This is a genomic window from Kiloniella majae (genome assembly GCF_002118315.1).
Lineage (GTDB): Bacteria > Pseudomonadota > Alphaproteobacteria > Kiloniellales > Kiloniellaceae > Kiloniella > Kiloniella majae.
Map to the genome: position 1 here is coordinate 168,269 of NZ_MTSZ01000003.1, position 26,030 is coordinate 194,298.

The window sequence follows — 26,030 nt, forward strand, 5'->3', positions numbered from 1 at the left end:
GGTTTATATACGAAGGGAGCTTTCATGCTCCCTTTTCTATTCTCTACGAAATGCGCTGAGCGGGCATTAGATTGCGAACCGAATTTCCAAAGAAAACGGTATCTGCTGCTTCAAGATCATCAAGTGTTAGAACTTTTTCTGCGATGTCTTTGTAACCTGTTTTGAGCAGGTGCGTTCTGAATGTACCGTTTAATACGCCACTGGAAATAGGCGGTGTGAACAGCTTGCCATCAATTTCGATAAAGACATTGGTGCGTGCGCCTTCTGTAATCTCACCATGTTCGTTGGTGAATAAGACTTCTGTGCAACCTGTTAGCTGATTTTGCCTGACAAGCTCGTCTTCGTAAAACTCTCGACGGGTTGTTTTATGGTAAAAGAATATATCACTGCTATCGACAGTCTTTTTTGAAACGACATAGCCTATAGGCTTTTGAGGATCGGGTTGCTCCATTGGTGTGGCTGTGACTGTTGTCGAGCCATCTTTATGCAGTAAAAGTCTGACACGCTGTGTCCCTTTGAGTTCTAGGCTTTTCAAAGCCAAACATACATTTTCTTTCTGAAAAGGATAAGCGAAGAAACCCGCCGAATTTTCAAGACGTTCAAGATGTTCTTCGAGAAGGAAATACCCCGTTTCTTCTTCCCAGCGTAGTGTTTCTATCAGATCAAAAAGGGGTTTTGCGTATCCCGCCAGATTGCCTGACAGGAACTGTCCTTTGAGAAGGCATTCTTGGTATTCAGCTTCAGGACTGGAATCGTACACAATGCCACTGCCAATACCCATTTCACCTTTACCCATTTTGTCCATCATCAGGGTACGAATGGCGACATTAAATCTGGTGTCTCCATTGGGGGCAATGTGCCCTATGCTTCCTGTGTAAACACCGCGAGGCTGTTCTTCCAATTCGGAAATAATTTCCATCGTGCGTACTTTAGGTGCACCCGTAATTGAGCCACAGGGGAATAGCTGCCTGATCAGATCAGCGGGGCTTATCTCTGGTCGAAGTTTCCCGATTATATTCGACGTCATTTGATGGAGAGATCGATAAGTTTCTACCGTAAATAGCTCTGTGACCTCTATGGAGCCAACTTCACATACGCGTCCCATGTCGTTTCTCAAAAGATCAACAATCATCAAGTTTTCTGCGCGTGATTTTTCGTCCTTTGTTAGCCAGACCTTATTATCGGTGTCTTCTTTCGGGGTCTTACCACGCTGCACAGTCCCCTTCATTGGTCGTGTTCGGGCCTTGGGCCCTTGCGTTGATAGAAATATTTCAGGCGAGAGCGAGAGAATGGTGTGATGCCCTGTTTCAATATAGGCGCCATTACTTACATTTTGCCGCTGCCTTAGTTCCTGAAACAAGGCTATCGAATCACCGGATATATCAAAATGGTGCTTGAAAGTGTAGTTGACCTGATAAGTGTCACCGGCAGCAATATAATCCTGAACTTTGTGAATGGCCGTGCAATAGCTTTGCTCATCCATCGAAGGTTTCAAGTTTGTAAGGCTGTAATCACCTGAACGCTGTTTCGCGAGGAATTTATGAGCTTCGGCGGGACTAAGCGTGATGGCTTTCTCAAAGGATCCAAACCATAGCAGAGGAACATTACTGTTTGTATCGCACGGTAGTAAATTTGCCAGTTTATCTTCAAGAAGATAGCCGAGTTCATAAGATAAGAAGCCAGCCAGATGTCTCCCGGCTTGTCTTTCCCTGTCCATCAAAGAGAAGGCCGCATCCAGTTCTTCTGGGGTCGTGCAGCTAATGATCTTGCCGGGATTAATGAACAAGATTGACCCTTTGCCAGAGAGAGTGTCATCCAGCAGTACAAATGGTTTTTTTTGTTTTTGTAGGTACTCGTTCATCGGGCCAACAGTTGGTTCAATTTAGCAAGAGAGCTTTAACGCGCTCGTACATCAAGGTCCAGTTTTAAGCGTACTTGTCAGAAGTTATCGTCAAAAAAACAAGATGTAATCCTAATCTGAATTCATCAGCAGTCAGATTGCGTCTTATTATGATGCGAAACCGTAGTAAGGAAAAGTTTAACGTATTTTATGATGCCTGTTTATTCTGATGGAATTCCCAAACACAGGCATTTCTAACATCAGTATCTTCCAGGGCAGATGAGGTTTGTACACCATAGGCTATTAATTTCTTTAAACCCGATTTAGGCAGATAGGTTCTGCCCGGATCTCCCATAAGAACGATTGTGCTTGCGGTGGAAAGTTGCCATAGCCAGGATGTGATTTCTTTGGCCATCGGTCCTTCATAACAAACGTCACCAGCCAGAATGACATCCCAACCCAGGTTGTCTTTTCCCACCAGATTTTCTGTCGTTGTTGCGAGTGTTATTTTATTGAGCTCAGCATTCAGTTCCGTAGCGGCGATGGCAAAGGGATCTATATCAGCTGCAAGGACGTTTTTTGCTCCGGACATCTTTGCTGCAATGGCCTCTATGCCGCATCCACAGGCAAAATCGAGTACGCGTTTGCCACGAACAATGTCTGGATTGTCCAGAATGTATTGTGCAAGTGCCTGTCCACCGGCCCAGGCAAAAGCCCAAAAAGGTGTGGGAAGTTGCAGGTTATCCAATTCTTCTTCACCCAGTTGCCATAGCGGAAGATCCTGGTAGGCAAGATAAAGTTCAATCTTATCCCCAAGAAGCGGTGTGCCCGCTGGTCTGGTGTTTTGGGTGATAAAATTTTTAGGGTCGGATATCGGCGTCATTTAATACGAAATTTATTTGATCGTGGCTGCGAGATAAATCCCGGCAAGAAAGATCCAGCCGATGTTCCTGTTCGATTTGAATTTGTTTAGGCAGTCCATCGGGTCATCAATGCGAACAGTGGTTATTTGCCAGAAAAAATGAAAAATCATGCCCGCGATACCAAGCCAAAAGGGCCATTGTAAGCCCATGATCCATCCTGCGGCGGCAAAGCAAAGAGTGCAAATACCATAAAAGAAAAACAGCCAATGCTTTGTTTTATCGCCCAGCTTTAATGCTGTGGATTTTACCCCAACCAAGGCATCATCTTCTTTATCCTGATGAGCATAGATCGTGTCATATCCAAGTGTCCAGGCAATCCCGCCGATATAGATAAGAAAAGGCGGAAGACTGAGGTCGCCGCGTATTGCGGCCCACCCAACCAGAGCGCCCCAGTTGAACGTAAGGCCCAACCATGCCTGGGGCCAATAGGTGATCCGCTTCATAAAGGGGTAACAGATCACCAGAAGTATGGCAGATGAAGCCAGAATAATAGTGTAGTTGTTGAATTGTGAGACGACTGCCAAACCAATAGCAAGTTGAAGAGCCAGGAAGACAGTCGCCTGTTTCATGGATACTTCGCCGCTTGCCAAGGGGCGTGTGGCTGTTCGGGCTACTTTTTTATCGTACTCTCTATCTGCCATATCGTTGATCGTGCAACCAGCCCCTCTCATGGCGAGGGCCCCAATTGCAAAGAGAATCAGAAAATAGAGAGGAGCGAAAGGGCTGCCAATTTGATAGCCGGGCGCACTGGTTGCCAATAACATTGACCACCAACAGGGGAAGAGTAACAGCCAAGTTCCAATAGGGCGATCCAGCCTTGCCAGACGCAGATATGGGCGTATCCATGCAGGGGATATTCTGATGATTAAATGGTCATTCGCGATGTCACTGGCATCGTCGCGGGCATTATTGGTCATATCGACGTTGTATTATCTCTTTAGGGGGTGTTATCTACTTGTTTAAATATGAGTGATACACCTGAAGTACTGCTTTGTGAAGGTAGGTTCGAGAGATGGAACGTGTCGTAACCAGACTCCATGTTAAAGATAGCTTGAGCCAAGGGGCTACTGTTGGCCTTGATGCCGCTGGCGCGCATTACTTGCGGTCTGTCTTACGACTTAACGCGGGCGCCCGAATCGGTCTTTTTAATGAAAGAGACGGTGAATGGCTTGGGGTGATCGAAGGTTTGGGTAAAGGATGGTGTTCGCTAGAGATCCAAGAACAGCGTCGGCAACCTGCACCGGAACCTGATATCTGGCTCGTTTTTGCCCCGATCAAACGTTCGAGGATTGATTTTCTCGCTGAAAAGGCAGGTGAGCTTGGTTGTTCCCGTATCTTGCCTGTCTTTACCCGTTATACAGATGTTAAGCGAATTAATCGCGATCGGCTTGCGGCGCATGCAAAAGAATCTGCTGAACAATGTGAACGCTTGTCGGTTACGGAGGTTGATGATGCTGTGACGTTGGACAAGCTTATTGATAAATGGCCTGATGACAGGCGTTTAATTGTTTGTGCAGAATTTGGCGATGCAAAGCCAATTGCAGAGACTTTAACAGAAATACTGGTTAAGGAGCCAGATGCCGGTCAACGCCCTTGGGCAGTTTTAATCGGTCCGGAAGGCGGTTTTGCTAAAGAAGAACTTGAAGCTCTTCGTCGTCTTCCTTATGTGACACCAATAGGTCTTGGTCCAAGGGTTCTACGGGCTGATACTGCTGCTGTTGCAGCCCTGTCTTGCTGGCAGGCGATATTAGGAGATGGGGGTATGCGCCCACCAAAAGGTACAACACCGGTCACTGTTGCATGAAGCCAAGCTATCTGAGCCCAGATAACTTGAGTTTATGATTTTAAACTTATGACCGAAATTATGGCCGGATTTCATGGCCCAATATATGGAATGTAAAACATGTCCGACGCTTCTTCCTCATCAACCGTAATTACGGATAAAGCTCAACTGATTTCCTATCTGGAAAGTGGTAACAAACCAAAAGACCAATGGCGTATTGGGACAGAGCATGAAAAGTTCGCTTTTTGTGATGAAAGTTTTAAATCGCTTAAATATGACGGTGAAAAATCAATCAAGATGATTCTCGAAGGCCTCGCCAATCGGTTTGGCTGGACACCAGGGTACGAGGGCGACAATATTATCGCGCTGACGGACAGCGGGGCGTCAGTTACATTGGAGCCTGGAGGACAGTTGGAACTTTCTGGTGCACCTTTGGAAACTGTGCATGATACCTGTCGTGAAGTGCATGCTCATTTGCATCAGGTAAAAGAAATCACCGAGCCTCTCGGTATCCATATGCTGGGTATGGGCTTTAACCCCAAATGGGGACAAGAGGGTGTCAACTGGATGCCAAAGGGCCGATACAAGATCATGCGCGAATATATGCCAAAGCGCGGTAATCTTGGTCTGGATATGATGACATTGAGCTGTACTGTGCAGGTTAATCTGGACTTTTCCAGTGAACAGGACATGATTCACAAGTTCCGTACCAGCTTGGCATTACAGCCTATTGCGACGGCTCTTTTTGCGAATTCACCTTTTAGCAACGGTAAACCCAACGGGTTCTTGAGCTATCGTAGTCATCTTTGGACTGATACTGACCCTGATCGTTGTGGTATGCTTTCCTTCGTTTTTGAAGATGGGATGAGCTTCGAACGCTATGTTGATTATGTTCTCGATGTGCCGATGTATTTTGTTTATCGCGACGGTAAATATTTGGATGCCAGCGGTGAATCCTTCCGTGATTTCATGCAGGGAAAATTGAAAATTCTCCCCGGTGAATTGCCGACATTAAAAGACTGGGACGATCATATCACCACGGCGTTCCCCGAAGTTCGGATGAAAAAGTTCCTGGAAATGCGTGGTGCTGATGGCGGTCCGTGGAAGTCCTTGTGCGCTCTACCTGCTTTGTGGGTTGGCCTGCTTTATGATCAGTCTGCGCTGGATGCGGCATGGGATCTTGTGAAAGACTGGACGGATGAAGAGCGCCAACTATTGAGAGCCGAAGTTCCTGAAAAAGGATTGTCTGCTGTTATCAGGGGGCAAAAACTTCAAGAGGTTGCCAAGCAAGTTGTTGAAATCGCTGCAAGTGGTTTGGAAAACAGAGGGCGTACAGATGCCCAAGGGCGGGATGAAGTACACTTCCTGAACACCTTGATGGAAACAGCTGAAAGCGGTGTGACGCCTGCTGAAGAAAAGCTTAAAGCCTATCATGAGCGCTGGAATGAATCTGTTGATCCTGCCTTTGTTGAGTATGCTTATTAAGTAAAATTACTCCCAAGTCTTGTGGGATTTATATTTTAGAAGCTGATCGTTCACATAAAGAACGATCAGCTTTTTTATTGGAAAATGCTCAAAAAAAACCCCGGTAAAAACCGGGGCGTAAAGATATCGATACAAGGGTCGATAGGAGGTTGTACACAAAATACTACTTCAGATTGCATTAAGGAAGTGTTAATTTGCAACCGAGTAACTTTTTTTAGTTTAAGCTGTCCCGCCAACAGTAATGCCATCGATCAATAGGGTGGGCTGCCCAACGCCAACGGGAACGCCTTGGCCGTTTTTACCACAGGTTCCAACGCCCTCATCCATTTCCATGTCATTGCCAACCATCGAGATTTTTTGCATGGCATCGGGGCCATTACCAATCAAGGTGGCACCCTTAACTGCTTCACCAATGATGCCGTCTTTCACTTTATAGGCTTCTGTGCAGGCAAAAACGAATTTGCCGGATGTTATATCAACCTGACCACCGCCAAAGTTCACGGCGTATATGCCGTCCTTCACAGATTTAAGCATTTCCTTGGGGTTGTGTTCGCCGTTTAACATGACTGTATTTGTCATCCGCGGCATGGGAATATGGGCGTAACTTTGCCTGCGGCCATTACCTGTTGAGTTTTCTCCCATCAGTCGGGCGTTCTGGCGATCTTGCATGTAACCAACAAGAATACCGTCTTCGATCAAGGTTGTGCATTGTGATGGTGTGCCTTCATCGTCAACCGAAATGGATCCTCTACGATCTGCGATGGTGCCGTCATCAACAACAGTAACACCCTTTGAGGCAACGCGTTCACCTACACGATCACTAAAGGTCGAGGTTTTCTTACGGTTGAAATCGCCTTCCAGGCCATGACCAACAGCTTCATGAAGAAGAATACCGGGCCAACCAGGGCCGAGGATAACCTGCATTTCGCCGGCGGGTGCCGGGACAGCATCCAAATTGACCAGGGCACGTCGGATAGCTTCGTCAGTTCCTTTTTGCCAGTAAGCTGGATCAAGCAGGCTGTCATAGACAAAGCGACCACCACCGCCATATGACCCGCTTTCCATTTTATCACCCTGAGCAACGGTAACAGAAATATTCAGCCGGACCAGCGGACGGATATCTGCGACTTTGTGGGCATCTGCGCGGATAATCTGTACAGCCTGCCATTCGCCAGAAATAGAGGCACTGACCTGGACCACCCTTGAATCTTTTGCGCGGGCATAGGCGTCGATGTCGCTAAGCAATTTTATTTTTGTTTCAAAAGCACAGGCGGATAGTGGGTTGTCTTCTGTATAGAGCGCTGAATTTGTTCCTTGTGGAGAGCCTGCCATTGTCCCTGAATGTCCGCTGTGAACGGCTTGAACTGTATTAACCGCACGTTTAATGGCTTCTTCACTCAGATCGCTTGCATGGGCATAACCTGCACTCTCGCCAGCGATTGCACGAAGTCCAAATCCTTGAGATGTGTCAAAGCTGGCGTTTTTCAGGCGTCCGTCATCAAAAACCATACCTTCTGATTGGCGGTATTCAAGATAGAGCTCGCCATCGTCGGCACCTGTTAGTGCATTATTGACAATGTTCTCCAACCGCTTTTGGTCCAGATCGGTGCGGTTGAAAAAAAGATCGTCGGTTGTGGCAATGTAGCTCATAAATGGATTCCTTCAATATACCTTTGAAGACAATATAGGTGTTCAAAGTGAGAAGGCCAATGATCTTGGCTTCCAAATTAAAGAGAATCTTGCCACACTCCATTTCGTCAAAAGACAAAAAACGCTTCAAAGCAAGAAAGCGGACAAAACGAACTCTGTAAAAATACAGAAATCAGGTCGATATAAGGAACAAAAATGTTGCGCGATCATCCCTTGCGGGTTGAGCTCTGTAACGAGTTACATGCAAGGCCATTTACCCAGCTTACTGGCCCGGAAACTATCACACACATAGGAATGTTATCAGGAGAGAACAAAGCCGAAGAAGAAAGAGCCCACGTTGGATTATTGTGCCAGCGGTTTAATGTGGCAGCACCAGCACCGGGAACGAAACACTTTATGGCAGACCTTGGCCACTTTTACGTGGTTTGGGAACGTCATACCGAATTTTCCACCTACACTTTTTTTCGCAACAGAAAAGACCCGGATCGAAAGCAATACGATACGGCACCCACTGTTTCACAGGTAAAACAGAAATATCACGAACCTTTCTCGAAGACGGCAATTGAATTGGTTCCCGTGGATTGGCTCAATGCCGTGCCGGGGCAAAGGTTGGTTGGTGTTCACCTTGAGCTTGAAGGGCATGATGCCCCTGAGCGTACAATGCAAGAACAGGTAGCTTTCTTCCCCACCGGGAATCTGTCTGCCTGTACGCTACGGGGTGGGCTTGCAGCTGTCTGGATGGATTTCAGCATTAATGAGGATGGTTATGGCAGGATACTCATCAAGGATTACGGCCTTAAGCCTCGGCAAATAGGACGTGCCGTTCAGCGTTTGCTTGAAATTGATACCTATCGAATGATGGCTCTTCTCTCTCTTCCTTTGGCGCAACAATATGGTGATCGCTTGGCGAAAGCTGGGCGTGTGCTCAAAGATATTACAACGCGCATGACTGACCGCCGCGATGTGGATAACGAAAAGGAACTGTTGGGTGAGTTGACCGAACTGTCGGCGGAAATTGAGCAGGCTGCGGCGGCAACTAACTATCGATTTTCTGCTTCAAAGGCTTACCACGAGTTGGTTAAACAGCGAATTTTGAAGCTGAAAGAAGGGAATATGGATGGTTTCCAGCGGATGGAGAGTTTTCTCGATCGACGACTGACACCGGCAATGCGAACTTGTGAGGCCATGGCATTGCGTTTGGATACTCTTTCAAAAAGGGTCGCCCGCGCAGGGCAGTTATTGAGGACGCGGGTTGATATTCAACTGGAAGAACAGAACTCTGCACTTTTAAAATCTATGGACAAAAGAGCAAGCCTACAGCTTCGATTGCAAGAGACTGTAGAGGGGCTCTCCGTCGCTGCTATCAGCTACTATGTTGTTAGTTTGATTTACTATTTGGCAAAGGGCGTCAAGACAACCGGAGTCGATATAAATGCATCTATTGTCGCGGCTATATCTATCCCGTTTGTGGTCTCTGCCTTGTGGCTTGGTGTTCGTCGTGTTCGTAAAATAGTTGAGCAAGAAAGTCGGAATTAAAGCTGCGGATTTAATGTGAAAAGCGCAGATTTACGCGACAAAAAGTGTTGTGCGTCATAAGGTCGCAACCCCAGGACGGGCCTCACAGAGAAGGCTATTGTTTGCTTAACGTTTATCTTTTGGTAGCTTAAAGCACCTAATATGCGCAATTCTTCTGTATCTGGGGCTTGTCCTCTCGGGTTTCAATAGGGTAGGTTGCGCCAGAATAACTTTGGAGTCCGGCTAATGGCAGAATTATCCATTCTGCATATTAGTCCTGGAATCGGGAAAGATGCTTTGATCCTGATCAATTCAGGAACAAAAGTTGAAATAAAAAAACAGGATGTTGAGTACATGACGTTTCTGAAACGGATTGCCTATCTAATTAGTGCTGTTGCACTGTTCGGCGGTTTGGCTGCCTCTGGTCACGCCTCACAGCCAATTGAGTGGGGTCTTGGTCTGCAAGATGCCGCTTCTCCGACAGCTGTTGCATTGGAAGAATTCCACGAACTATTGCTTTATATCATCGTTGCAGTTTGTGTCGTTGTTTTGGTTCTGATGCTTTATGTGATGTTCCGTTTCTCTGAGAAACGTAACCCTGTGCCATCAAAAACAAGTCATAACACGCTTCTGGAAATCATCTGGACGGCTGTGCCGGTTATCATTTTGGTGATTATCGCTATCCCATCGTTCAAGATTCTTTATGCGGCGGACAGTAATCCTAATACCGAGATGACGATCAAAGCGATCGGGAAACAATGGTATTGGTCTTATGAGTATCCAGATCAGGGTGATTTTACATTCGACGCTTATATGAAAGCTGAAGATGAACTTGAGCCTGGTGAGCCACGTTTGTTGGCGACTGATAATGCGATTGTGGTTCCTGTTAATACCAAAGTTCGTCTTTTGGTGACCGCAGATGATGTTATTCATTCATTCGCAATGCCATCCATGGGGCTAAAGCTCGATGGTGTGCCTGGTCGTATTAATGAGACATGGTTCGAAGTGAATGCTGAAGGTACATACTACGGTCAGTGCTCTGAGATCTGTGGTACAGGCCATTCCTATATGCCGATCATGATCAAAGCTGTTTCCAAGGAAGAGTTCGACAAATGGGTCGACTTTGCCAAGGACGAATTTGCTGCGATTGAAGATGATCGTTCCGTACAGGTTGCTCAGCTTAACTGAGAAGCTTCAATAGATTTCGCCGTTCAATCGGTTATAGCGCCAAGAGAAGCGCTTAAAGAAACGAAATGAGGATATGAGATATGGGTACTGCTGCTGAAGCCCATCACGACCATGATCACATGCCGGGATTCTTTACCCGTTGGTTCTGTTCGACCAACCATAAAGACATCGGTATTTTGTATCTGGTCTTTTCAGTAATTGCTGCTTTGATTGGCGGCGCATTTTCCGTTTACATGCGTTTGGAACTTCAAGAACCAGGCGTACAGTACTTTTTGACTGATGGTGAGCCAAACGGTCAGTGGTGGAACGTTGTTGTTACAGCACACGGTTTCATCATGGTTTTCTTTGTGGTGATGCCTGCGGTGATCGGTGGTTTCGGGAACTACTTTGTTCCTTTGATGATCGGTGCGCCGGATATGGCTTTCCCGCGTATGAACAACATTTCCTTCTGGCTGATTGTTCCTGCGTTCCTTCTGCTTCTTGGCTCTGCGCTGGTTGGTGAAGGTGCCGGTACAGGGTGGACGGTTTATCCGCCGCTCTCGTCCTTTGGGCAATCGGGGCCGTCGGTTGATATGGCGATCTTTGCGCTTCACTTGGCGGGTGCTTCATCCATCCTCGGAGCCGTGAACTTCATCACAACAATTTTCAACATGCGTGCGCCGGGCATGACCTTGCACAAAATGCCTCTTTTTGTGTGGTCCATGCTTGTGACGGCTTTCTTGTTGCTATTGGCTGTGCCAGTTCTTGGTGGCGCGATCACTATGTTGCTGACAGATCGTAACTTCGGAACATCTTTCTTTGATCCGGCCAAAGGTGGCGATCCGATCCTGTATCAGCACCTGTTCTGGTTCTTTGGGCACCCCGAAGTGTACATCATGATCCTGCCTGGATTTGGTATCATTTCACACATTATCTCTACCTTTAGCCGTAAGCCTGTGTTTGGTTATCTCGGCATGGCTTATGCGATGTGTGCGATTGGCTTCGTTGGCTTCGTTGTTTGGGCACACCACATGTACACTGTCGGCCTCGACGTGAACACTCGTGCTTACTTTACAACAGCTACCTTGGTGATTGCTGTTCCAACGGGGATTAAGATCTTTTCTTGGATTGCGACAATGTGGGGTGGTTCACTCCGTTTCTCTGTACCAATGGTTTGGGCGCTTGGCTTTATCTTCCTCTTCACTGTTGGTGGTGTGACAGGTGTGGTTCTTGCGAACTCTGGTATGGATCTGGCAATGCACGATACCTATTATGTTGTTGCGCACTTCCACTACGTCCTCAGCCTTGGTGCTGTCTTTGCGATTATCGCTGGCATGTACTACTGGATGGGTAAAATGTCTGGACGTGATTACCCTGCGTGGGCTGGTCACCTTCACTTCTGGCTGACCTTTGTGGGCGTGAACATGATCTTCTTCCCACAACACTTCCTCGGTCTGCAGGGTATGCCACGTCGTTACGTTGATTACCCAGATGCCTATGCTGGTTTCAACGCGATTTCTTCTTATGGCGCCTATCTTACCTTTGGTGCGACAATCTTCTTTGTTCTTCTTACAATCTGGACAATGAAATTTGGTCGTCGTGTCGGTGATAATCCATGGGGCGAAAGTGCAACGACGCTAGAGTGGACAGTATCTTCTCCACCACCGTTCCACTGCTTTAACGAGCTGCCAAAAATCAAATAACGGTAGTTAAGTATAGATCCGGCCATTTCATCGTACTATCCGATGCTAATGGCCGGATTTAATCAGGAGTAAATTTGTGACCGATACATCTATGGAAAATACAACAACAACGGATACTGCTTCTTTGAGTGGTGTTGCGCCGGTTGCTGATTTCTGGGCTTTAATGAAGCCAGGGGTTATGTACCTTGTTGTGTTCACAGGGTTCTCCGGTTTGATGGTTGCTCCGGGTACTATTCATCCCTTCCTCGGGATTATTGCCCTGTTCTGTATCGCGATTGCATCCGGTGGCGCCGGGGCAATTAACATGTGGTATGACCGCGACATCGACGCGATCATGACACGGACTAAGAAACGCCCGATCCCGGCTGGTCGTATGGCACCGGACGTTGCCTTGAGCTTTGGAGTTATTCTGAGCCTGTTTTCAGTGATGATTATGGGGTTGGCTGTGAACTGGACCGCAGCAGCACTTCTGGCTTTAGCCAACGGATTTTATGTTTTTGTTTATACAATGTTCCTAAAACGCCGCACGCCACAGAACATTGTCATTGGTGGGGCCGCGGGTGCTTTCCCTCCGATGATTGGATGGGCGGCTGTAACTGGAACCGTATCTATTGAATCTATTGTACTGTTTCTGATTATCTTTATGTGGACGCCCCCTCATTTTTGGGCTTTGGCGCTTTATAAAGATGGTGATTACGCCGCTGCCAAGGTTCCCATGCTGCCAGTGGTTTCCGGTCGCGAGAACACAAAGTGGCAAATGTTGGTTTATACCATTGCCCTTTTCCCGGTTGTACTAGCGCCAGTATATTTCAATGTTGCAGGTCTGTTGTATGGGGCTGTGGCATTGATCGCGAGCGCTTATTTTCTATGGCTGAACATCAAGGTGCTTCGTTCTGAAGAAGATCGTCATGCCCGCAAGATGTTCTTCTTTTCGATTTTATATCTCTTTGTTCTCTTTGCCGTGCTGATCATTGATCGGACACCGGGCATCCTGAGTTTGATTGGTGGTTGATATGTCCATAAACGAGTCTGAGAACAAAACACAGAAATATCAAACTGTGGAAAACTCCGAAGAAATTCACAAACAGAGAAAGCGTCGTAACTGGGCTATTCTGGGTGTTTTGATTGGGTTTATCCTGTTGGTTTACACTATTACGATCGTCAAGATGGGGCTGAAATAGAATGTCTGTCGCTGGTGGTAAAAATGCACGCGTTGCAATCATCCTGGGCGGTGTCGTCTGTGGAATGGTGGCGTTGGCCTTTGCGTCTGTACCACTTTATCGGTTGTTTTGTCAGGTGACTGGTTATGGCGGGACAACTCAGGTTTCTGATGTTGGCGCGACAGACGATTTGGTCGCAACTGATCGCGACGTGACTATTCGGTTTGATTCCTCAGTAAACGGGGACCTCCCTTGGTACTTTAAGCCTGCGCAGCGCGCGGTTGATATTAAAGTCGGGGAAGAAGGAATTGCGTTTTATCGCGCAAAAAATACGTCTGATGATAAGGTCAAGGGTGTTGCCACATTCAATGTGACGCCGCTTAAAGCCGGTCAGTATTTCGTAAAAGTAGATTGTTTCTGTTTTTCAGAGCAGACTCTGTTACCGGGACAGGAAGTTGACATGCCTGTTACTTTCTATGTTGACCCGGAAATAGAGAATGATCCGAATCTCAGTGACGTAAAAACAATCACTCTGTCCTATACTTTCTTCCGGGATACAGAAGAAGAGGATAGTATGGATGTGGGTGATTTGGGTAATGACACCGGAAATAAACCGGTTGTAGAGATCAATTAACAATACGCAACAGCGTCTGGTTAAGAGGGATATCATGAGTGCAGGGCACGACGAAGTAAAACATCCGTATCATTTGGTTGATCCAAGCCCTTGGCCTTTGCTGACAGCTTTTGCTGCCGGCTTAATGGCAACAGGTCTTGTGATGATGATGCATGACTATACAAACTTGGTTCTCTATGCGGGTATCGCATCGGTCCTTATTTGTGCGTATGCCTGGTGGCGTGACGTGGTGAACGAAGCATATGTTCGTCACCTTCATACCCCAGTGGTTCGTATTGGTCTGAGATACGGCATGGTGCTGTTCATCGCTTCTGAAGTAATGTTCTTTGTGGCATTTTTCTGGGCGTATTTCACAGCTGCCTTCTATCCTAGTGAAGTTATTGGGGGCGTTTGGCCGCCAGCTGGGGTTGAAACGTTTGATGCATTTGATCTACCGTTCTTGAACACATTGATCCTGTTGCTATCTGGTTGTTCTGTGACATGGGCGCATCATGCGATCCTGAACAGCCAACAGAAACAAGCTGTTCATGCCTTGATGATTACTGTCGGTCTTGGCGTTATCTTTACGGCACTTCAGGCTTTCGAGTACAGCCATGCTGCATTCGGTTTCACAGACGACATCTATTCTTCTACCTTTTACATGGCGACCGGTTTCCACGGCTTCCACGTTATTGTTGGTACCATCTTCCTTTTTGTATGCTTGATCCGTACGAAAAAAGGTCACTTTACGCCTGAAGCGCATGTTGGCTTTGAGGCTGCGGCCTGGTACTGGCACTTTGTGGACGTTGTTTGGTTGTTCCTGTTTGCTGCTGTTTACTGGTGGGGTGGCTAAGCCTTTCCAATCGGGGAAACCTGAAACAGTTTCGGTTTAAAAAAAAGGCCGTGCCTTAGACGAAAATGAAATTTACATTTCATCCGTTAAGGCGCGGCCTTTTTTGTATGTTCTTGGGTATGCGGCTGGCCTTTGTATCTTGCATATGTTGAAGGGATTTTTTCTTGCCAGATTGGCTCAATCGCTTTGCTCTGTTCTTGCAAAGGCCTTATGGTGGCGCTCGAATACTATTAAAAGCCAGCGACACAGGATTTGTCGATTATGACTAAAGGCACAGCACGCCGTTTTCAGCCAACTTTTTGGCCCACGATGTTTACCATTCCAGTTGTTTTGATTGCTCTTGCCCTTGGCACGTGGCAGCTATCACGTATGGAGTGGAAAAAAGATCAAATTGCCTTACGCACAGATCGCGCTTCTGCTGCGGCTATTTCTTTTTCAGAAACCTATCCCGGCGAAGTTGCGGAACCCGAAACAGACGAGTTTATCAATGTTTGGGTAGAGGGTGAGTTTCTACACAATAAAGAGCTCATCATGGGCGCACGATCATTGGATCGACAGTTGGGTATTCAGGTCATTACGCCTTTTGCAATGACGGATGGACGGCAAATCTTGATCAACCGAGGTTTTGTGCCTTCTGATTTTAAAGACCCTGCCTTACGAGCAGAAGGCCAAGTTGAGGGAACTGTCAAAATAGAAGGCCTTCTTCGTGTTGGAGGATGGAAGGGCTATGAATTTGTACGTCCGGTCAATGATCCTGAAGATAACTTTTGGTTCTATACAGATATCCAGGAAATGAGCCAGCAGACCGGTTTGTCTAATCCAGTTATGAGTGTTTATCTTGATGCAGGTCCCACAGCTAATCCGGGGGGATATCCACTTGGTGGGCAAACGCGTATCGCTTTAGTGAATAATCATCTGGAGTATGTCATTACATGGTATGCGATGGCTTTGATCCTTGCCGTGATTTATTTCATCTATCATTATCGCCCTGTTGAAAAATTGGAAGACGACTAAACTGTAATCGTTCGTCGTGTGAATGGTTAGTTGCCTGATTGGGAATGTGAAATGTCAGCTTATCTTGCTCTTGAAAAAAAATTCCGTCGTATGAACGCCATCGGTGAAGCCAGTGGTGTTCTCGGTTGGGACATGTCGACGGTAATGCCAGCCGGCGGTGCCGAAGCCAGAATGGAACAGCTTGCAGCCCTAAGCGGTGTTCAGCACGAAATTTTGACCAGTAGCGAAATGGAAGATCTGTTTGCTCATGCGATAGAGAGCAAAGGTGATCTGGGTAGCTGGCAGTTGGCTAATTTACGCGAGATGCAGCGAATTTGGCGACATGCTACAGCACTTGATGGTGATTTTGTCGAGGCGCAGACAAAAGCTGGTAAACGTTGTGAGATGATTTGGCGCGAAGCACGTCCAAATAATGACTTTGCTTCGATCCTGCCAGCAATGAAGGAAGTACTTAACCTTACGCAGCAAGAAGCGAAGATCAAAGCCGAGCTGTTTGAATGTGACACCTATGATGCCTTGCTGGATCATTTCGAACCCGGCGGAAAGTCAATGCGCATTGACGCAATTTTTGATGATCTAGCTGTGTTCCTGCCAGATTTTACACAGGCCGTGTTGGAGAAACAGGCATCAGAAACTGCGGCAGAGATGCCTGATGGGCCGTTTTCTGTCAAAGCGCAAGAAGCACTTGGGCGTGAAATGATCAAGGCTGTGGGCTTTGACTTTAATCACGGCCGCCTTGATGTGAGCTTGCACCCTTTTTGCGGTGGTGTGCCGGATGATATCCGAATAACAACACGGTATGACGAGACTGATTTTATGACGTCGCTAATGGGCGTTCTTCATGAAACCGGGCACGCGATGTATGAGCGTAACCTACCGAAGGATTGGCGCCTCCAGCCTGTAGGCTCTGCGCGCGGTATGACTATGCATGAAAGCCAATCGCTTATTATTGAAATGCAAGCGAGCCGAAGCGAAGAGTTTGTTTCATTTGTTGCTGAGAAAGCAAAGGTGGCTTTTGCTGGCAAAGGGGCAGCATGGGCACCGGATAACATGCAGCGCATTTATAACAAAGTTAAGCCAGACTTCATTCGGGTCGATGCGGACGAAGTAACGTATCCTGCACACGTGATTTTGCGATATCGTCTGGAAAAGGAATTGATCAAGGGATCTATGGGTCTTGAAGATTTGCCTCAGGCATGGAATGACGGCTTAGAGGGTTTGCTGGGTATTCGTCCACCAAATGATACTCTTGGCTGTCTGCAGGATATTCACTGGTATGACGGTGCTTGGGGATACTTCCCGACCTATACTTTGGGCGCTATGGCTGCGGCACAGTTGTTTGCTGCCGCGAAAGCGGCTGTGCCTGGAATTCCATCCGCACTGGCCCAAGGGAATTTTGGCCCGCTTATGGGTTGGTTAAATGAAAATGTTCACGCTTGGGGATCATTCCTTTCAACAGATGAATTGTTGACGACAGTGACTGGACACCCGCTTGACCCTCAGGTGTTTAAAGCGCATCTGAAGGCCCGTTATCTTGACGTTTAATCTTGATGCTTGATCTTGTCAGAAGAAAACCATAGTAAAATTGATCTTACTTGCTGCTATGGTAAAGGCGCAGTAAGGTTTTTGGCTTTAGCCCGATGGGCTTATTACGTTGCAAAAGTGACGGTCTAGGAAATCATGAAATACATCAGCACGCGTGGGCAGGCAGAAGCCCTTAACTTCGATGACGTACTCCTTGCCGGATTGGCTCGGGACGGCGGACTTTACCTTCCCGAAAGCTGGCCTCAGTTTTCGGCAGAAGAAATCCGTGACATGGCCGGGCAACCCTATACGGAAATTGTCTTTCGTGTTGTAAAACCATTTGTTGCTGGTGTTATACCTGATCCAGACTTAAAGGCGATTGTCGAAGACAGTTATGCTGATTTCAGACATTCGGCTGTCGCACCTCTGAAGCAAATAAACGGGCGTATCTGGGTCATGGAGCTTTTCCATGGGCCGACGCTTGCGTTTAAAGATTTTGCCTTGCAAATGCTCGGGCGTCTTTTTGACTACGTTCTCAAAAAACGTGGTGAGCGAATCACGATTGTTGGGGCAACATCAGGTGATACCGGATCCGCGGCGATTGAAGCATGTCGAGATAGGGATCAGATAGACATCTTCATTCTGCATCCTCATGGTCGTGTTTCCGAAGTGCAGCGACGCCAGATGACAACGGTAACGTCGCACAACGTTATCAATGTTGCTCTTGAGGGAACATTTGATGATTGCCAGGATCACGTTAAGGCGATGTTCAATGATCAAAATTTCCGTGATTCGGTAAATCTGTCTGCAGTAAATTCTATTAACTGGGCACGAATTATGTCCCAGATTGCCTATTATTTTGCCGCAGGGGTTGCCCTTGGTGCGCCGGATCGTCCGGTAGGCTTTTCTGTGCCAACGGGTAATTTTGGTAATGTTTTTGCGGCCTATGCAGCGGGTAGAATGGGACTTCCGGTTTCCCAGTTAATTGTTGGCTCTAACCGCAATGATATTCTCACTCGTTTCTTTGAAACAGGTTCAATGACAATGAACCCGGTTGAACCAAGCCTGTCTCCGTCGATGGATATTCAGGTTTCAAGCAATTTTGAACGCTTGTTGTTTGATCTGCTCGATCAGGATGGTCAAGCTGTTGAGGCAGCGTTGACCTCGTTCCGGGAGAATGGAAACTTTGATCTGGAACCTGCGCGCCATCAACGTGCACTCAGGTTGTTTGATGCCTATCGTCTGGACGACGATCAAACGCTGGCAGAAATTAAAAAGTACTATGAGCAAACGGGTGAATTGTTTGATCCTCATTCTGTGATTGCGGTTGCCGCAGCTGTCGCCAAAGTACGTGATGATGTCCCTGCGATGGCGTGTATGGCAACGGCACACCCAGCTAAATTCCCTGATGCGGTTCATAAGGCTTCCGGTGTAACGCCTGAGTTGCCGGAACACATGGCAGATCTTTTTGATCGGGAAGAACAATACAAAGTTATGGAAAATGATTTGAGTAAATTAAAAGATATGGTTCTGGCTCGTCGGAGAAACAGCTAATAATGACGATTGAAATCTCTACGCTGTCCAACGGACTACGTGTTGCGACTGATCGACAGGATGCAGTCGAATCTGTTTCCCTGGGGGCATGGATCGGTGTTGGTGCACGGAATGAAAGCGCTGATGTCAACGGAGTTGCCCACTTGCTTGAACACATGGTGTTCAAGGGTACGGAAAAACGTACGTCTTTTGATATTGCTGAAGAGATAGAGGCTGTTGGTGGACAATTGAATGCCTATACGTCTCGGGAAAATACAGCCTTTTATGCGAAGGTACTCAAAAACGATGTTCCGCTTGCACTGGATACAGTTGCGGATATTTTACAGAAGCCTCTTTTTGACGAAGAGGAGCTCAAAAAAGAACGTCATGTGGTCCTGCAAGAAATTGGTCAGGCAAATGATACTCCTGATGATATTGTTTTTGATCACTTTCAGGAAACGGCTTTTGCATCTCAAGCTCTCGGGCGTCCGGTACTTGGGCGTGGAGAAATTGTTAACCGCCTGAGTGCTGATGATCTTCGCAGCTATCTTACTGGTAATTATGGTAGCGATACCATGGTGGTTTGTGCTTCTGGCAATGTTGACCACCAGACCTTTGTAAAACTCGCAGAAGAGCAGTTCAGTAATCTTGGGAAAGCTAATCTTGGTCCCTTGCCTCAGTCTGAATATACCGGGGGTGAGTTCAGAGAAGACAGAGATCTGGAGCAGGTCCATTTTCTTCTTGGTTTCAAAGGTGCTGAGTTCGCTGGGCAGGATTATTATGCAGCCAATGTTCTCTCTACTTTGTTTGGTGGGGGAATGTCTTCGCGACTATTCCAGGAAATCCGCGAAAAGCGTGGACTCGTTTATACGATTTATTCTTTTGCCTCCAGTTTTATGGATAATGGTCTTTTTGGCATCTATGCAGGTACCGGAGAGAAGGAAGTTAGCGAACTTGTTCCTGTGGTCTCGGATATGTTGATGGAGCTTTCTTCAACCGTTACGGAGGAAGAAATTGTCAGAGCTAGAACACAACTGAAAGCATCGATTCTGATGGGACGGGAAAGCACGGGTGTTCGTTGTGAACAGCTCGCCCAGCAGCTCTTGATATTTGATCGCGCCATTCCGGTTGAGGAAACAGTTGCGAAAATTGATGCTGTTGATGTGGATATGGTTCAGGGTTTTGCTCAGCAGCTTCTGAAAAGCCCTATGACGCTTGCTGCTATGGGACCTCTTGGCAATCTGGAAAGCAAAGAACAGCTGCAAAAGAGGTTTGTTGCTTAATGTTTCTAAGTGGGATGAGCCATTGGGATATGCGGAAATTACGCTTGATGAACGAGCGGATTTACCTGCGTGCCCCCCAGTCTGGTGACTGGAAAGAATGGGCCAACCTGCGACGGGAAAGTCGCGATTTTCTTGCCCCGTGGGAGCCGACTTGGGCAAGTGATAATCTGACCAAATCGTCTTTCCGGGATAAGCTTCGGGCATATAAATTGGATTGGCGTAGTGATGTCGGTTACACCTTTTATGCCTTTTCGCGTGACGATAATACGATGCTTGGCGGTATTACCCTTGGGAATATTCGCCGGGGAGCTGCCTATATGGGGACGATCGGTTACTGGATGGGCGAAGCCCATGCAGGTAAGGGCTATATGACTGAAATCCTGTCAGCTCTGATTGACTATGCTTTCGATGACTTAGGGCTTCATCGTTTGGAAGCGGCCTGTCTGGAACATAATGGCCCAAGCCAGACAGTGCTGAAAAAGGTTGGTTTTCAGGAAGAGGGCAGGGCCCGAGGTTATTTGAAAATCAATGCAATCTGGCAAGATCATATAACCTTTGCTCTTTTGCAAAATGATCCTCGTTTGTCACGCCGTGGCTGGATTAATGTCCCTCCTGTGACCCAGGTTAAGGCCTAAAGTTGGGTTCTTATCCGTTTTAGGCGTGCCCTGCTTCGCCGGATAATAGGGCGGGGTCGATGCCGATTTTGGACATAGCGAGATTCCATTTGTCCATCATGTTTGATCCAAAAAGTATTTCATCATCCTGATCGGCAACTAGCCACCCATTTTGGTGTAATTCGTCATTAAGTTGCCCGGGTCCCCAGCCCGCATATCCAAGTGCCAATAAGCTCTTTTCTGGGCCTTTGTTATTGGCGATATCGTTCAGGATATCAATTGTCGCTGTCATTGAGATTGTCTCGGCCACGATCATGGTACCGTCTTGTTGATAATCATTGCTATGCAAAACAAAACCACGACCAGATTCAACAGGACCACCAAAGTGTACCTTGATCTGTGAAGAAGACGCTGTGGGTGTTATTTCCAGTTGTTCGAGAAGCTCGACGAAAGAAAAGCTTTCAATAAGTTGATTAACAACGAGACCCATCGCGCCATCTTCATTGTGGGCGCAGATATATATGACCGATTTTACAAAGCGTGAATCTGTCATCTGTGGCATGGCTATCAGTAACTTACCGGTCAAATAACCGTTACTCTGAAAGCTTGTCATTGATATTTCATCCCTCCTGAGCAGATATTGAGATGTTGATGGTTATGTTGCCTCAAGGTCTTGTTGCGATTATAAGCCGAGGCATTCCGCCACATCGTCATAATTATTATATACTATATAGATTTACATCTTAATATTTATACAAGAGCAAATCTAAAAGAGAAAACACAGCATCGGTTTTATAATGTTGGTTCAAGTTAGAAATTAGGGACACATGCATTTTTTACGAGAAAAGATAAACAACAATCTGTGCAGGGTTCTGCAGGGAACATTTTTTGTTTTTTTTGCATTGTTTTCGGTGCCCTTCACAGCTCAAGGATCTTCTTCACCTTGGATTGAAGAAGAATTTTCTCGTGTCCGTTTGGTCACAGGGCAGGAAACGCTTGGTGATGCTGGGAAGGTGATGCTTGGCCTCCAATTTGAGCTAAAAGAAGGCTGGAAGACCTACTGGCGGTCACCGGGTGATGCCGGGTTTCCCGTTTCTCTTGATCTAGCCGGAAGTGAGAATCTGAAATCCTGGCAGTTTTATTGGCCGGTTCCTCATCGTTTTACGCTCTTTGGTTTGCAGACATTTGGCTACAGTAAAGAAGTTGTTTTTCCATTCGAAATTCAGGCAAATGATCCACAGCAGGATGTTACTTTACGGGGCACGGCGAGCTATTTGCTCTGCAAAGAAATATGTATTCCTTTTGATGCCGAAGTGACTATACGTCTTCCGGCCGGAGAAGCATTCCCTTCTCTGGAAGCGGGTATTGTCGATGCATATGTTCGCCAAGTGCCGGGGCTTGGTGCCGAAGCCGGTTTAGATATTACGGACAGTTTCCTTGACGGCGAAGGTGAAGATCTGGTTCTCAAAGTTTATAGTTCAACTAAGGAGCAAGGCTTCCAAAAACCGGATGTTATTGTTGAGGGGCCACCGGGCTTTTCTTTCTCTGCACCTGAAGTTGTTATCCTTGAAGATGGTTCCAAGGCAGAATTCACCATTCCGGTTTCAACCTACAAGGAAACCAAAGGAGTTCTGGAAGGCAAGCAAATTACGCTATCTCTTGTTGATGGGACAAAGGGCGTAGAATTTAAAACTGTCTCCAGATACAAAGATATTCCAGTCGGAACAAGTCTCGGAGTTTTGGCATTTTTACCAATTCTTGGTTTAGCTCTTTTAGGGGGCTTTATTCTGAACCTAATGCCGTGCGTTTTACCGGTCTTGTCCTTGAAGTTGATGTCGGTGATCAGGCATGAAGACGGCGATGATCAAGGCGTTCGCAGAAGCTTTATCGCAACAAGTCTTGGCATTTTAACTTCCTTCTGGATTTTGGCTGCGGCAGCATCTCTTTTGAAAGTGGCAGGTTTCTCTGTGGGCTGGGGCATACAGTTTCAACAACCCCTGTTTCTTATCGCTATGAGCGGGATTGTTTCATTGTTTGCAGCAAACCTTTTTGGCTGGTTTGAGTTCGTCGCACCGGGTGGGATGATGAACCGTGCCGTGAGCGCAAGTGAAAAGCAGGGGAGCGGAGGAGATTTTCTCAAGGGAATGTTTGCCACGCTTTTGGCGACCCCTTGTTCCGCGCCATTTTTGGGAACAGCAGTAGGCTTTGCTTTAGCGCGAGGGACGTGGGAAATCTTTGCGATTTTTACCTTCCTGGGTATTGGTATGTCGCTACCTTATTTGGCCGTAGCAGCGAAACCAAAGCTTGCGATGTTTCTCCCTAAACCGGGAATCTGGATGATTTGGCTGAAAAGTTCCCTTGGGTTGCTTTTGTTAGGGACTGTCGCTTGGCTTTTGTCCGTCCTTTTTGTTCAGATGGGCTGGCTGGCAACAACCCTTGTCGCCGGCCTTTTAGCTTTGGGTATGGCTATTTTGGCCATTAAATCCCTAACAATTGGAAAGCGGGCTTTAGCTGTTGTTTTCTTGGCGATCCTTTCTCTGGCGGTTCCTTATAAATTTTCTGTCTCTTCAGAAAATGTATCTCTTTCGGATTATTGGATACCGTTTGCTCAGCAGCAGATAGCAGGAGAAGTAGGTAGCGGTAGAATTGTTTTTGTCGACGTTACTGCTGACTGGTGTATTACTTGCCAGGTAAATAAAAAACTTGTGTTGGAACAGGATGAAATACAGTCCCTGTTACAACAGGAAAATGTTGTGCCAATGCAGGCTGACTGGACACTGCCAAGCGATACAATTACGGCGTATCTGGAAAGCTACAATCGTTATGGAATTCCCTTTAATATTATCTATGGTCCCGGCGCACCTGACGGGATAGTGTTATCAGAACTTTTGACCATTGATGAAGTTTTAAGTGCTTTTGAACAGGCATCCGGAAAACAGTGATCTGGAAAATAAACTTAACCTATTGATTGGAAATAACATGACGATTTCAGTTGGGGATAAAGTTCCTTCGGCGTCCGTATGGAATAAGAATGCGGATGGTATCGACAAGATTGATTTTGCAGAGTTCTGTGCGGGTAAAACAGTTGCTTTTTTTGCGGTTCCAGGTGCTTTCACACCAACCTGCCAAGAACAACATTTCCCAAGCTATAAAGAGAACGCGCAAAAATTACGTGACCAAGGTGTCGATGTTATTGCCTGTATGTCCGTCAATGATCCCTTTGTTATGAAAGCCTGGGGGGATTTGCTTGACCCAGAGGGGGACATCATGATGTTGGCTGATGGATTGGGTGAACTCGCAAATGGTGTCGGGTTAACCATTGATGCGTCTGGTGTCGGTCTTGGGCAGCGTGCCGCCAGATTTTCCATGCTGATTAAGGATGGTGTTGTCGCGTCGCTTCACGTTGAAGAAGCTGGTGCTTATGAAGCATCTGCAGCAGAGGTTATGTTAAAAGATCTCTAAAAAGTATTTTGGACAATGGGCAGGGGCGCTATTTCTCGGACGAGTTTTTTCTGGATAGCATATTCGTATGCTTCGTAGGAATTTGCTTTTATGACAAAGCTTCCCTGTCCGCCGATCACAGCATTTCGAAAGTAGTGGTGCAGGGTCGGGGTTTCGTTGATGATTGCGAGACCATTGACCGTTACACCTTTTTTTATGGCGACATCCCGCAGGAAGTGGGCGGGTACACCATCATTATTTCGCCCATCCCCAGATATATCCAAGACCTTTCTGTAAGAACGATAGGGGGAGTTGCTGAACATATGGAGTGATTTGGCAATAACTGCTGAGATCGACGTTGGCCCAAGAGCCACATGCCTAGGCAGTCGGCGAATTCGTTCAGAAAGATTGGTAACGGAGCTGGGGGAGCCTATCGCAGTCCAGGGAATTGAGACAATCTGGTTATTGGTTCCTGACCATTGAATTAAAGCAATTGATATTTTCTTATAATGCCCAGCCTGTATTGCTACATTTACGGCGGGTGAGCGCAGGGCACGTGCCAGACCGTTCATCTGCAGTTGGTATTCTGCATCACTGACACTGTAGGAGCAGTCCACAGCCAGTATAAGCTCCATATCTACGGCCAGACCTTCAGCATGGGTGGCACTCATATTGCCTGTCGTTACCATGAAAGTCATGAGTAACATTTTTTTTAAATAGAGGAATTTTGTCCGAGCTTTTCTCAAGTTTATATGGACCTCTTATGAGAGCGTTTTTACATCTTAGCTCAAAACAAAGTTTCATGTCTCTTTTTGTTTTCGTGTGCATGAAGTTTGGTTTTCGACTCTAAAGAGACAGAATTTTTATCCAAAGTAACTCTGATCACGTTCGTTTTTACGAATCCTCCAAGTCACTGAAAAATAATTTATTTTATAGGCAATGTACAAATTAGCTAAAATTTTATTAAAATGTAAGGTGGTTTGAATACGTAAATTATTGATTTTTTTCGCTAATAGGCTCAAAATAACGGGAATAGTATTGGTGCACTGCGCAGGTATGCGCGTAACACTCTCTAAGTATTGGAGACGGTCAAATGCCTACCGTTAATGGCGCGTCGATTAATGCGGCGTCACTGCAAAATTCACGTTTGCAGGAAAATAGTATCAACAAACTTGCTAGTGGGTCGAATATTCCAAGAGCTTCCGATGCGGCGGCTTCATTGGCGATTTCGACTGTTTTGCAATCAGACACTGTTGTTCTCAATCAAAATGCAGCAACAGCAGCGCAAGGGGCCAGTATTGGTCAAATCGCTGATGGCGGACTTGCCAGAATTTCTGATGGTTTAATGAGGATGAAAGAGCTTGCCGCGCAAGCTTTAGGTGGGACGCAAGATCCTGCCAGTCTTCAAGCGATAAATGCAGAATTCGTTCAGATTAGAGATGAAGTTTCTGAGATTGCAAACCAGACCACGTTCAATGGTCGAGGACTCTTGGATAATACCGATAGTTCTGATTTTCTTGTTGGAACAGATGTCGGCGACACAATTTCTCTTGATGGTGTCGATGTCACGGGTACAGCTTTGGGAATATCTGGGTTAACTGTAGATAGTGCCGCTAATGCGACGACAGCCATTGGTGCTATCGATAGCGCGATCAATCAGGTGAGTAATGCCAGAGCAGAAGTTGGGGCAACAGTCTCACGTTTTGAAGTTGCGGGTGAAAATATTGCGAGCCAAATTGAGAACGTGTCTGCTGCGAATTCAGCCTTGGCTGATGCGGATATTGCTGCACAGGTTACTAGCTTAGTCACCTCAAAGGTGCTGAACGAAGCCGAGCTGGCAATGCAAGCGCAAGCCAATAAAAATCCTCAGGCTTTGCTGAAGATTTTAGAAAACTAGAATCGGTTTTCTTACTGCATTTCCATAAAGGC

23 protein-coding genes are annotated in these 26,030 nt (G+C 46.6%); 17 read left to right on the forward strand and 6 right to left on the reverse strand.

Annotated features, from left to right (window positions below):
- Positions 1 to 43 precede the first annotated feature (43 nt).
- From pabB to ubiA, 3 genes are all read right to left on the reverse strand, one after another.
- Positions 44 to 1,786, reverse strand: coding sequence for an aminodeoxychorismate synthase component I (gene pabB / locus BKB51_RS10345; RefSeq protein ID WP_158090204.1), 1,743 nt, complete (start codon positions 1,784 to 1,786; stop codon positions 44 to 46).
- 262 nt (positions 1,787 to 2,048) lie between these two features.
- On the reverse strand, positions 2,049 to 2,723 hold the full coding sequence (locus BKB51_RS10350) for a class I SAM-dependent methyltransferase (protein WP_085901027.1): 675 nt from the start codon (positions 2,721 to 2,723) through the stop codon (positions 2,049 to 2,051).
- Positions 2,724 to 2,735: 12 nt separating this feature from the next.
- Complete coding sequence (gene ubiA / locus BKB51_RS10355) at positions 2,736 to 3,680, reverse strand: 4-hydroxybenzoate octaprenyltransferase (RefSeq protein ID WP_085901028.1); 945 nt, start codon at positions 3,678 to 3,680, stop codon at positions 2,736 to 2,738.
- A gap of 95 nt (positions 3,681 to 3,775) precedes the next feature.
- On the opposite strand from ubiA, the gene BKB51_RS10360 reads away from it, so the two are divergent.
- Positions 3,776 to 4,567: a 16S rRNA (uracil(1498)-N(3))-methyltransferase gene (locus tag BKB51_RS10360; RefSeq protein WP_085901029.1), complete on the forward strand. Its 792-nt coding sequence runs from the start codon at positions 3,776 to 3,778 to the stop codon at positions 4,565 to 4,567.
- A gap of 99 nt (positions 4,568 to 4,666) precedes the next feature.
- Positions 4,667 to 6,031: a glutamate--cysteine ligase gene (locus BKB51_RS10365; protein WP_085901030.1), complete on the forward strand. Its 1,365-nt coding sequence runs from the start codon at positions 4,667 to 4,669 to the stop codon at positions 6,029 to 6,031.
- Positions 6,032 to 6,250: 219 nt separating this feature from the next.
- Here the strand turns inward: BKB51_RS10365 and tldD are convergent, their stop codons facing one another.
- A complete protein-coding gene (gene tldD, locus BKB51_RS10370; RefSeq protein ID WP_085901031.1) occupies positions 6,251 to 7,681 on the reverse strand; it encodes a metalloprotease TldD in 1,431 nt (476 codons plus the stop codon).
- 195 nt (positions 7,682 to 7,876) lie between these two features.
- On the opposite strand from tldD, the gene BKB51_RS10375 reads away from it, so the two are divergent.
- The 12 genes from BKB51_RS10375 (at position 7,877) to BKB51_RS10425 (ending at position 20,681) form a co-directional block, all read left to right on the forward strand.
- Positions 7,877 to 9,217: a DUF3422 family protein gene (locus BKB51_RS10375; RefSeq protein ID WP_085901032.1), complete on the forward strand. Its 1,341-nt coding sequence runs from the start codon at positions 7,877 to 7,879 to the stop codon at positions 9,215 to 9,217.
- A gap of 225 nt (positions 9,218 to 9,442) precedes the next feature.
- Positions 9,443 to 10,384, forward strand: a complete 942-nt coding sequence (coxB, locus tag BKB51_RS10380; RefSeq protein WP_245813263.1) for a cytochrome c oxidase subunit II — start codon at positions 9,443 to 9,445, stop codon at positions 10,382 to 10,384.
- An 80-nt stretch (positions 10,385 to 10,464) separates the two neighbouring features.
- Entirely contained in the window at positions 10,465 to 12,066 is a 1,602-nt protein-coding gene (gene ctaD, locus BKB51_RS10385; protein WP_085901033.1) for a cytochrome c oxidase subunit I, read from the forward strand.
- A 91-nt stretch (positions 12,067 to 12,157) separates the two neighbouring features.
- Positions 12,158 to 13,078 (forward strand): heme o synthase, encoded by a 921-nt coding sequence (gene cyoE, locus BKB51_RS10390; protein WP_085901468.1) that lies wholly within the window; start codon positions 12,158 to 12,160, stop codon positions 13,076 to 13,078.
- Between the two features lies 1 nt (position 13,079).
- On the forward strand, positions 13,080 to 13,247 hold the full coding sequence (locus BKB51_RS20900) for a hypothetical protein (protein ID WP_179187846.1): 168 nt from the start codon (positions 13,080 to 13,082) through the stop codon (positions 13,245 to 13,247).
- Between the two features lies 1 nt (position 13,248).
- Positions 13,249 to 13,860, forward strand: a complete 612-nt coding sequence (locus tag BKB51_RS10395; protein WP_085901034.1) for a cytochrome c oxidase assembly protein — start codon at positions 13,249 to 13,251, stop codon at positions 13,858 to 13,860.
- 34 nt (positions 13,861 to 13,894) lie between these two features.
- Positions 13,895 to 14,692, forward strand: a complete 798-nt coding sequence (locus BKB51_RS10400; RefSeq protein ID WP_085901035.1) for a cytochrome c oxidase subunit 3 — start codon at positions 13,895 to 13,897, stop codon at positions 14,690 to 14,692.
- Positions 14,693 to 14,953: 261 nt separating this feature from the next.
- Positions 14,954 to 15,706 carry an SURF1 family protein gene (locus BKB51_RS10405; RefSeq protein ID WP_085901036.1) on the forward strand — a complete coding sequence of 251 codons (753 nt, stop codon included), beginning with the start codon at positions 14,954 to 14,956 and terminating at the stop codon, positions 15,704 to 15,706.
- Between the two features lie 51 nt (positions 15,707 to 15,757).
- On the forward strand, positions 15,758 to 17,251 hold the full coding sequence (locus BKB51_RS10410; protein ID WP_085901037.1) for a carboxypeptidase M32: 1,494 nt from the start codon (positions 15,758 to 15,760) through the stop codon (positions 17,249 to 17,251).
- Between the two features lie 135 nt (positions 17,252 to 17,386).
- On the forward strand, positions 17,387 to 18,784 hold the full coding sequence (gene thrC, locus BKB51_RS10415; protein ID WP_085901038.1) for a threonine synthase: 1,398 nt from the start codon (positions 17,387 to 17,389) through the stop codon (positions 18,782 to 18,784).
- A gap of 2 nt (positions 18,785 to 18,786) precedes the next feature.
- Complete coding sequence (locus BKB51_RS10420) at positions 18,787 to 20,046, forward strand: M16 family metallopeptidase (protein ID WP_085901039.1); 1,260 nt, start codon at positions 18,787 to 18,789, stop codon at positions 20,044 to 20,046.
- Positions 20,046 to 20,681 carry a GNAT family N-acetyltransferase gene (locus BKB51_RS10425; RefSeq protein WP_085901040.1) on the forward strand — a complete coding sequence of 212 codons (636 nt, stop codon included), beginning with the start codon at positions 20,046 to 20,048 and terminating at the stop codon, positions 20,679 to 20,681. Before BKB51_RS10420 ends, BKB51_RS10425 begins: the two co-directional genes overlap by 1 nt.
- Before the next feature lie 19 nt (positions 20,682 to 20,700).
- On the opposite strand, the gene BKB51_RS10430 is transcribed toward BKB51_RS10425, so the two are convergent.
- A complete protein-coding gene (locus BKB51_RS10430; RefSeq protein ID WP_085901041.1) occupies positions 20,701 to 21,273 on the reverse strand; it encodes a YqgE/AlgH family protein in 573 nt (190 codons plus the stop codon).
- Between the two features lie 298 nt (positions 21,274 to 21,571).
- Between BKB51_RS10430 and BKB51_RS10435 the strand changes: the two genes are divergently transcribed.
- Positions 21,572 to 23,602 (forward strand): protein-disulfide reductase DsbD family protein, encoded by a 2,031-nt coding sequence (locus BKB51_RS10435; RefSeq protein WP_158090205.1) that lies wholly within the window; start codon positions 21,572 to 21,574, stop codon positions 23,600 to 23,602.
- Positions 23,603 to 23,639: 37 nt separating this feature from the next.
- Entirely contained in the window at positions 23,640 to 24,122 is a 483-nt protein-coding gene (locus tag BKB51_RS10440) for a peroxiredoxin (RefSeq protein WP_085901469.1), read from the forward strand.
- Here BKB51_RS10440 and BKB51_RS10445 read toward each other — a convergent pair.
- Entirely contained in the window at positions 24,119 to 24,799 is a 681-nt protein-coding gene (locus BKB51_RS10445; RefSeq protein WP_158090206.1) for a DUF1194 domain-containing protein, read from the reverse strand. The genes BKB51_RS10440 and BKB51_RS10445 overlap by 4 nt on opposite strands.
- Positions 24,800 to 25,194: 395 nt before the next feature.
- Here BKB51_RS10445 and BKB51_RS10450 point away from each other — a divergent pair, with 395 nt between their 5' ends.
- Positions 25,195 to 25,998 carry a flagellin N-terminal helical domain-containing protein gene (locus BKB51_RS10450; RefSeq protein WP_085901044.1) on the forward strand — a complete coding sequence of 268 codons (804 nt, stop codon included), beginning with the start codon at positions 25,195 to 25,197 and terminating at the stop codon, positions 25,996 to 25,998.
- The last annotated feature ends 32 nt before the right edge of the window (positions 25,999 to 26,030 follow it).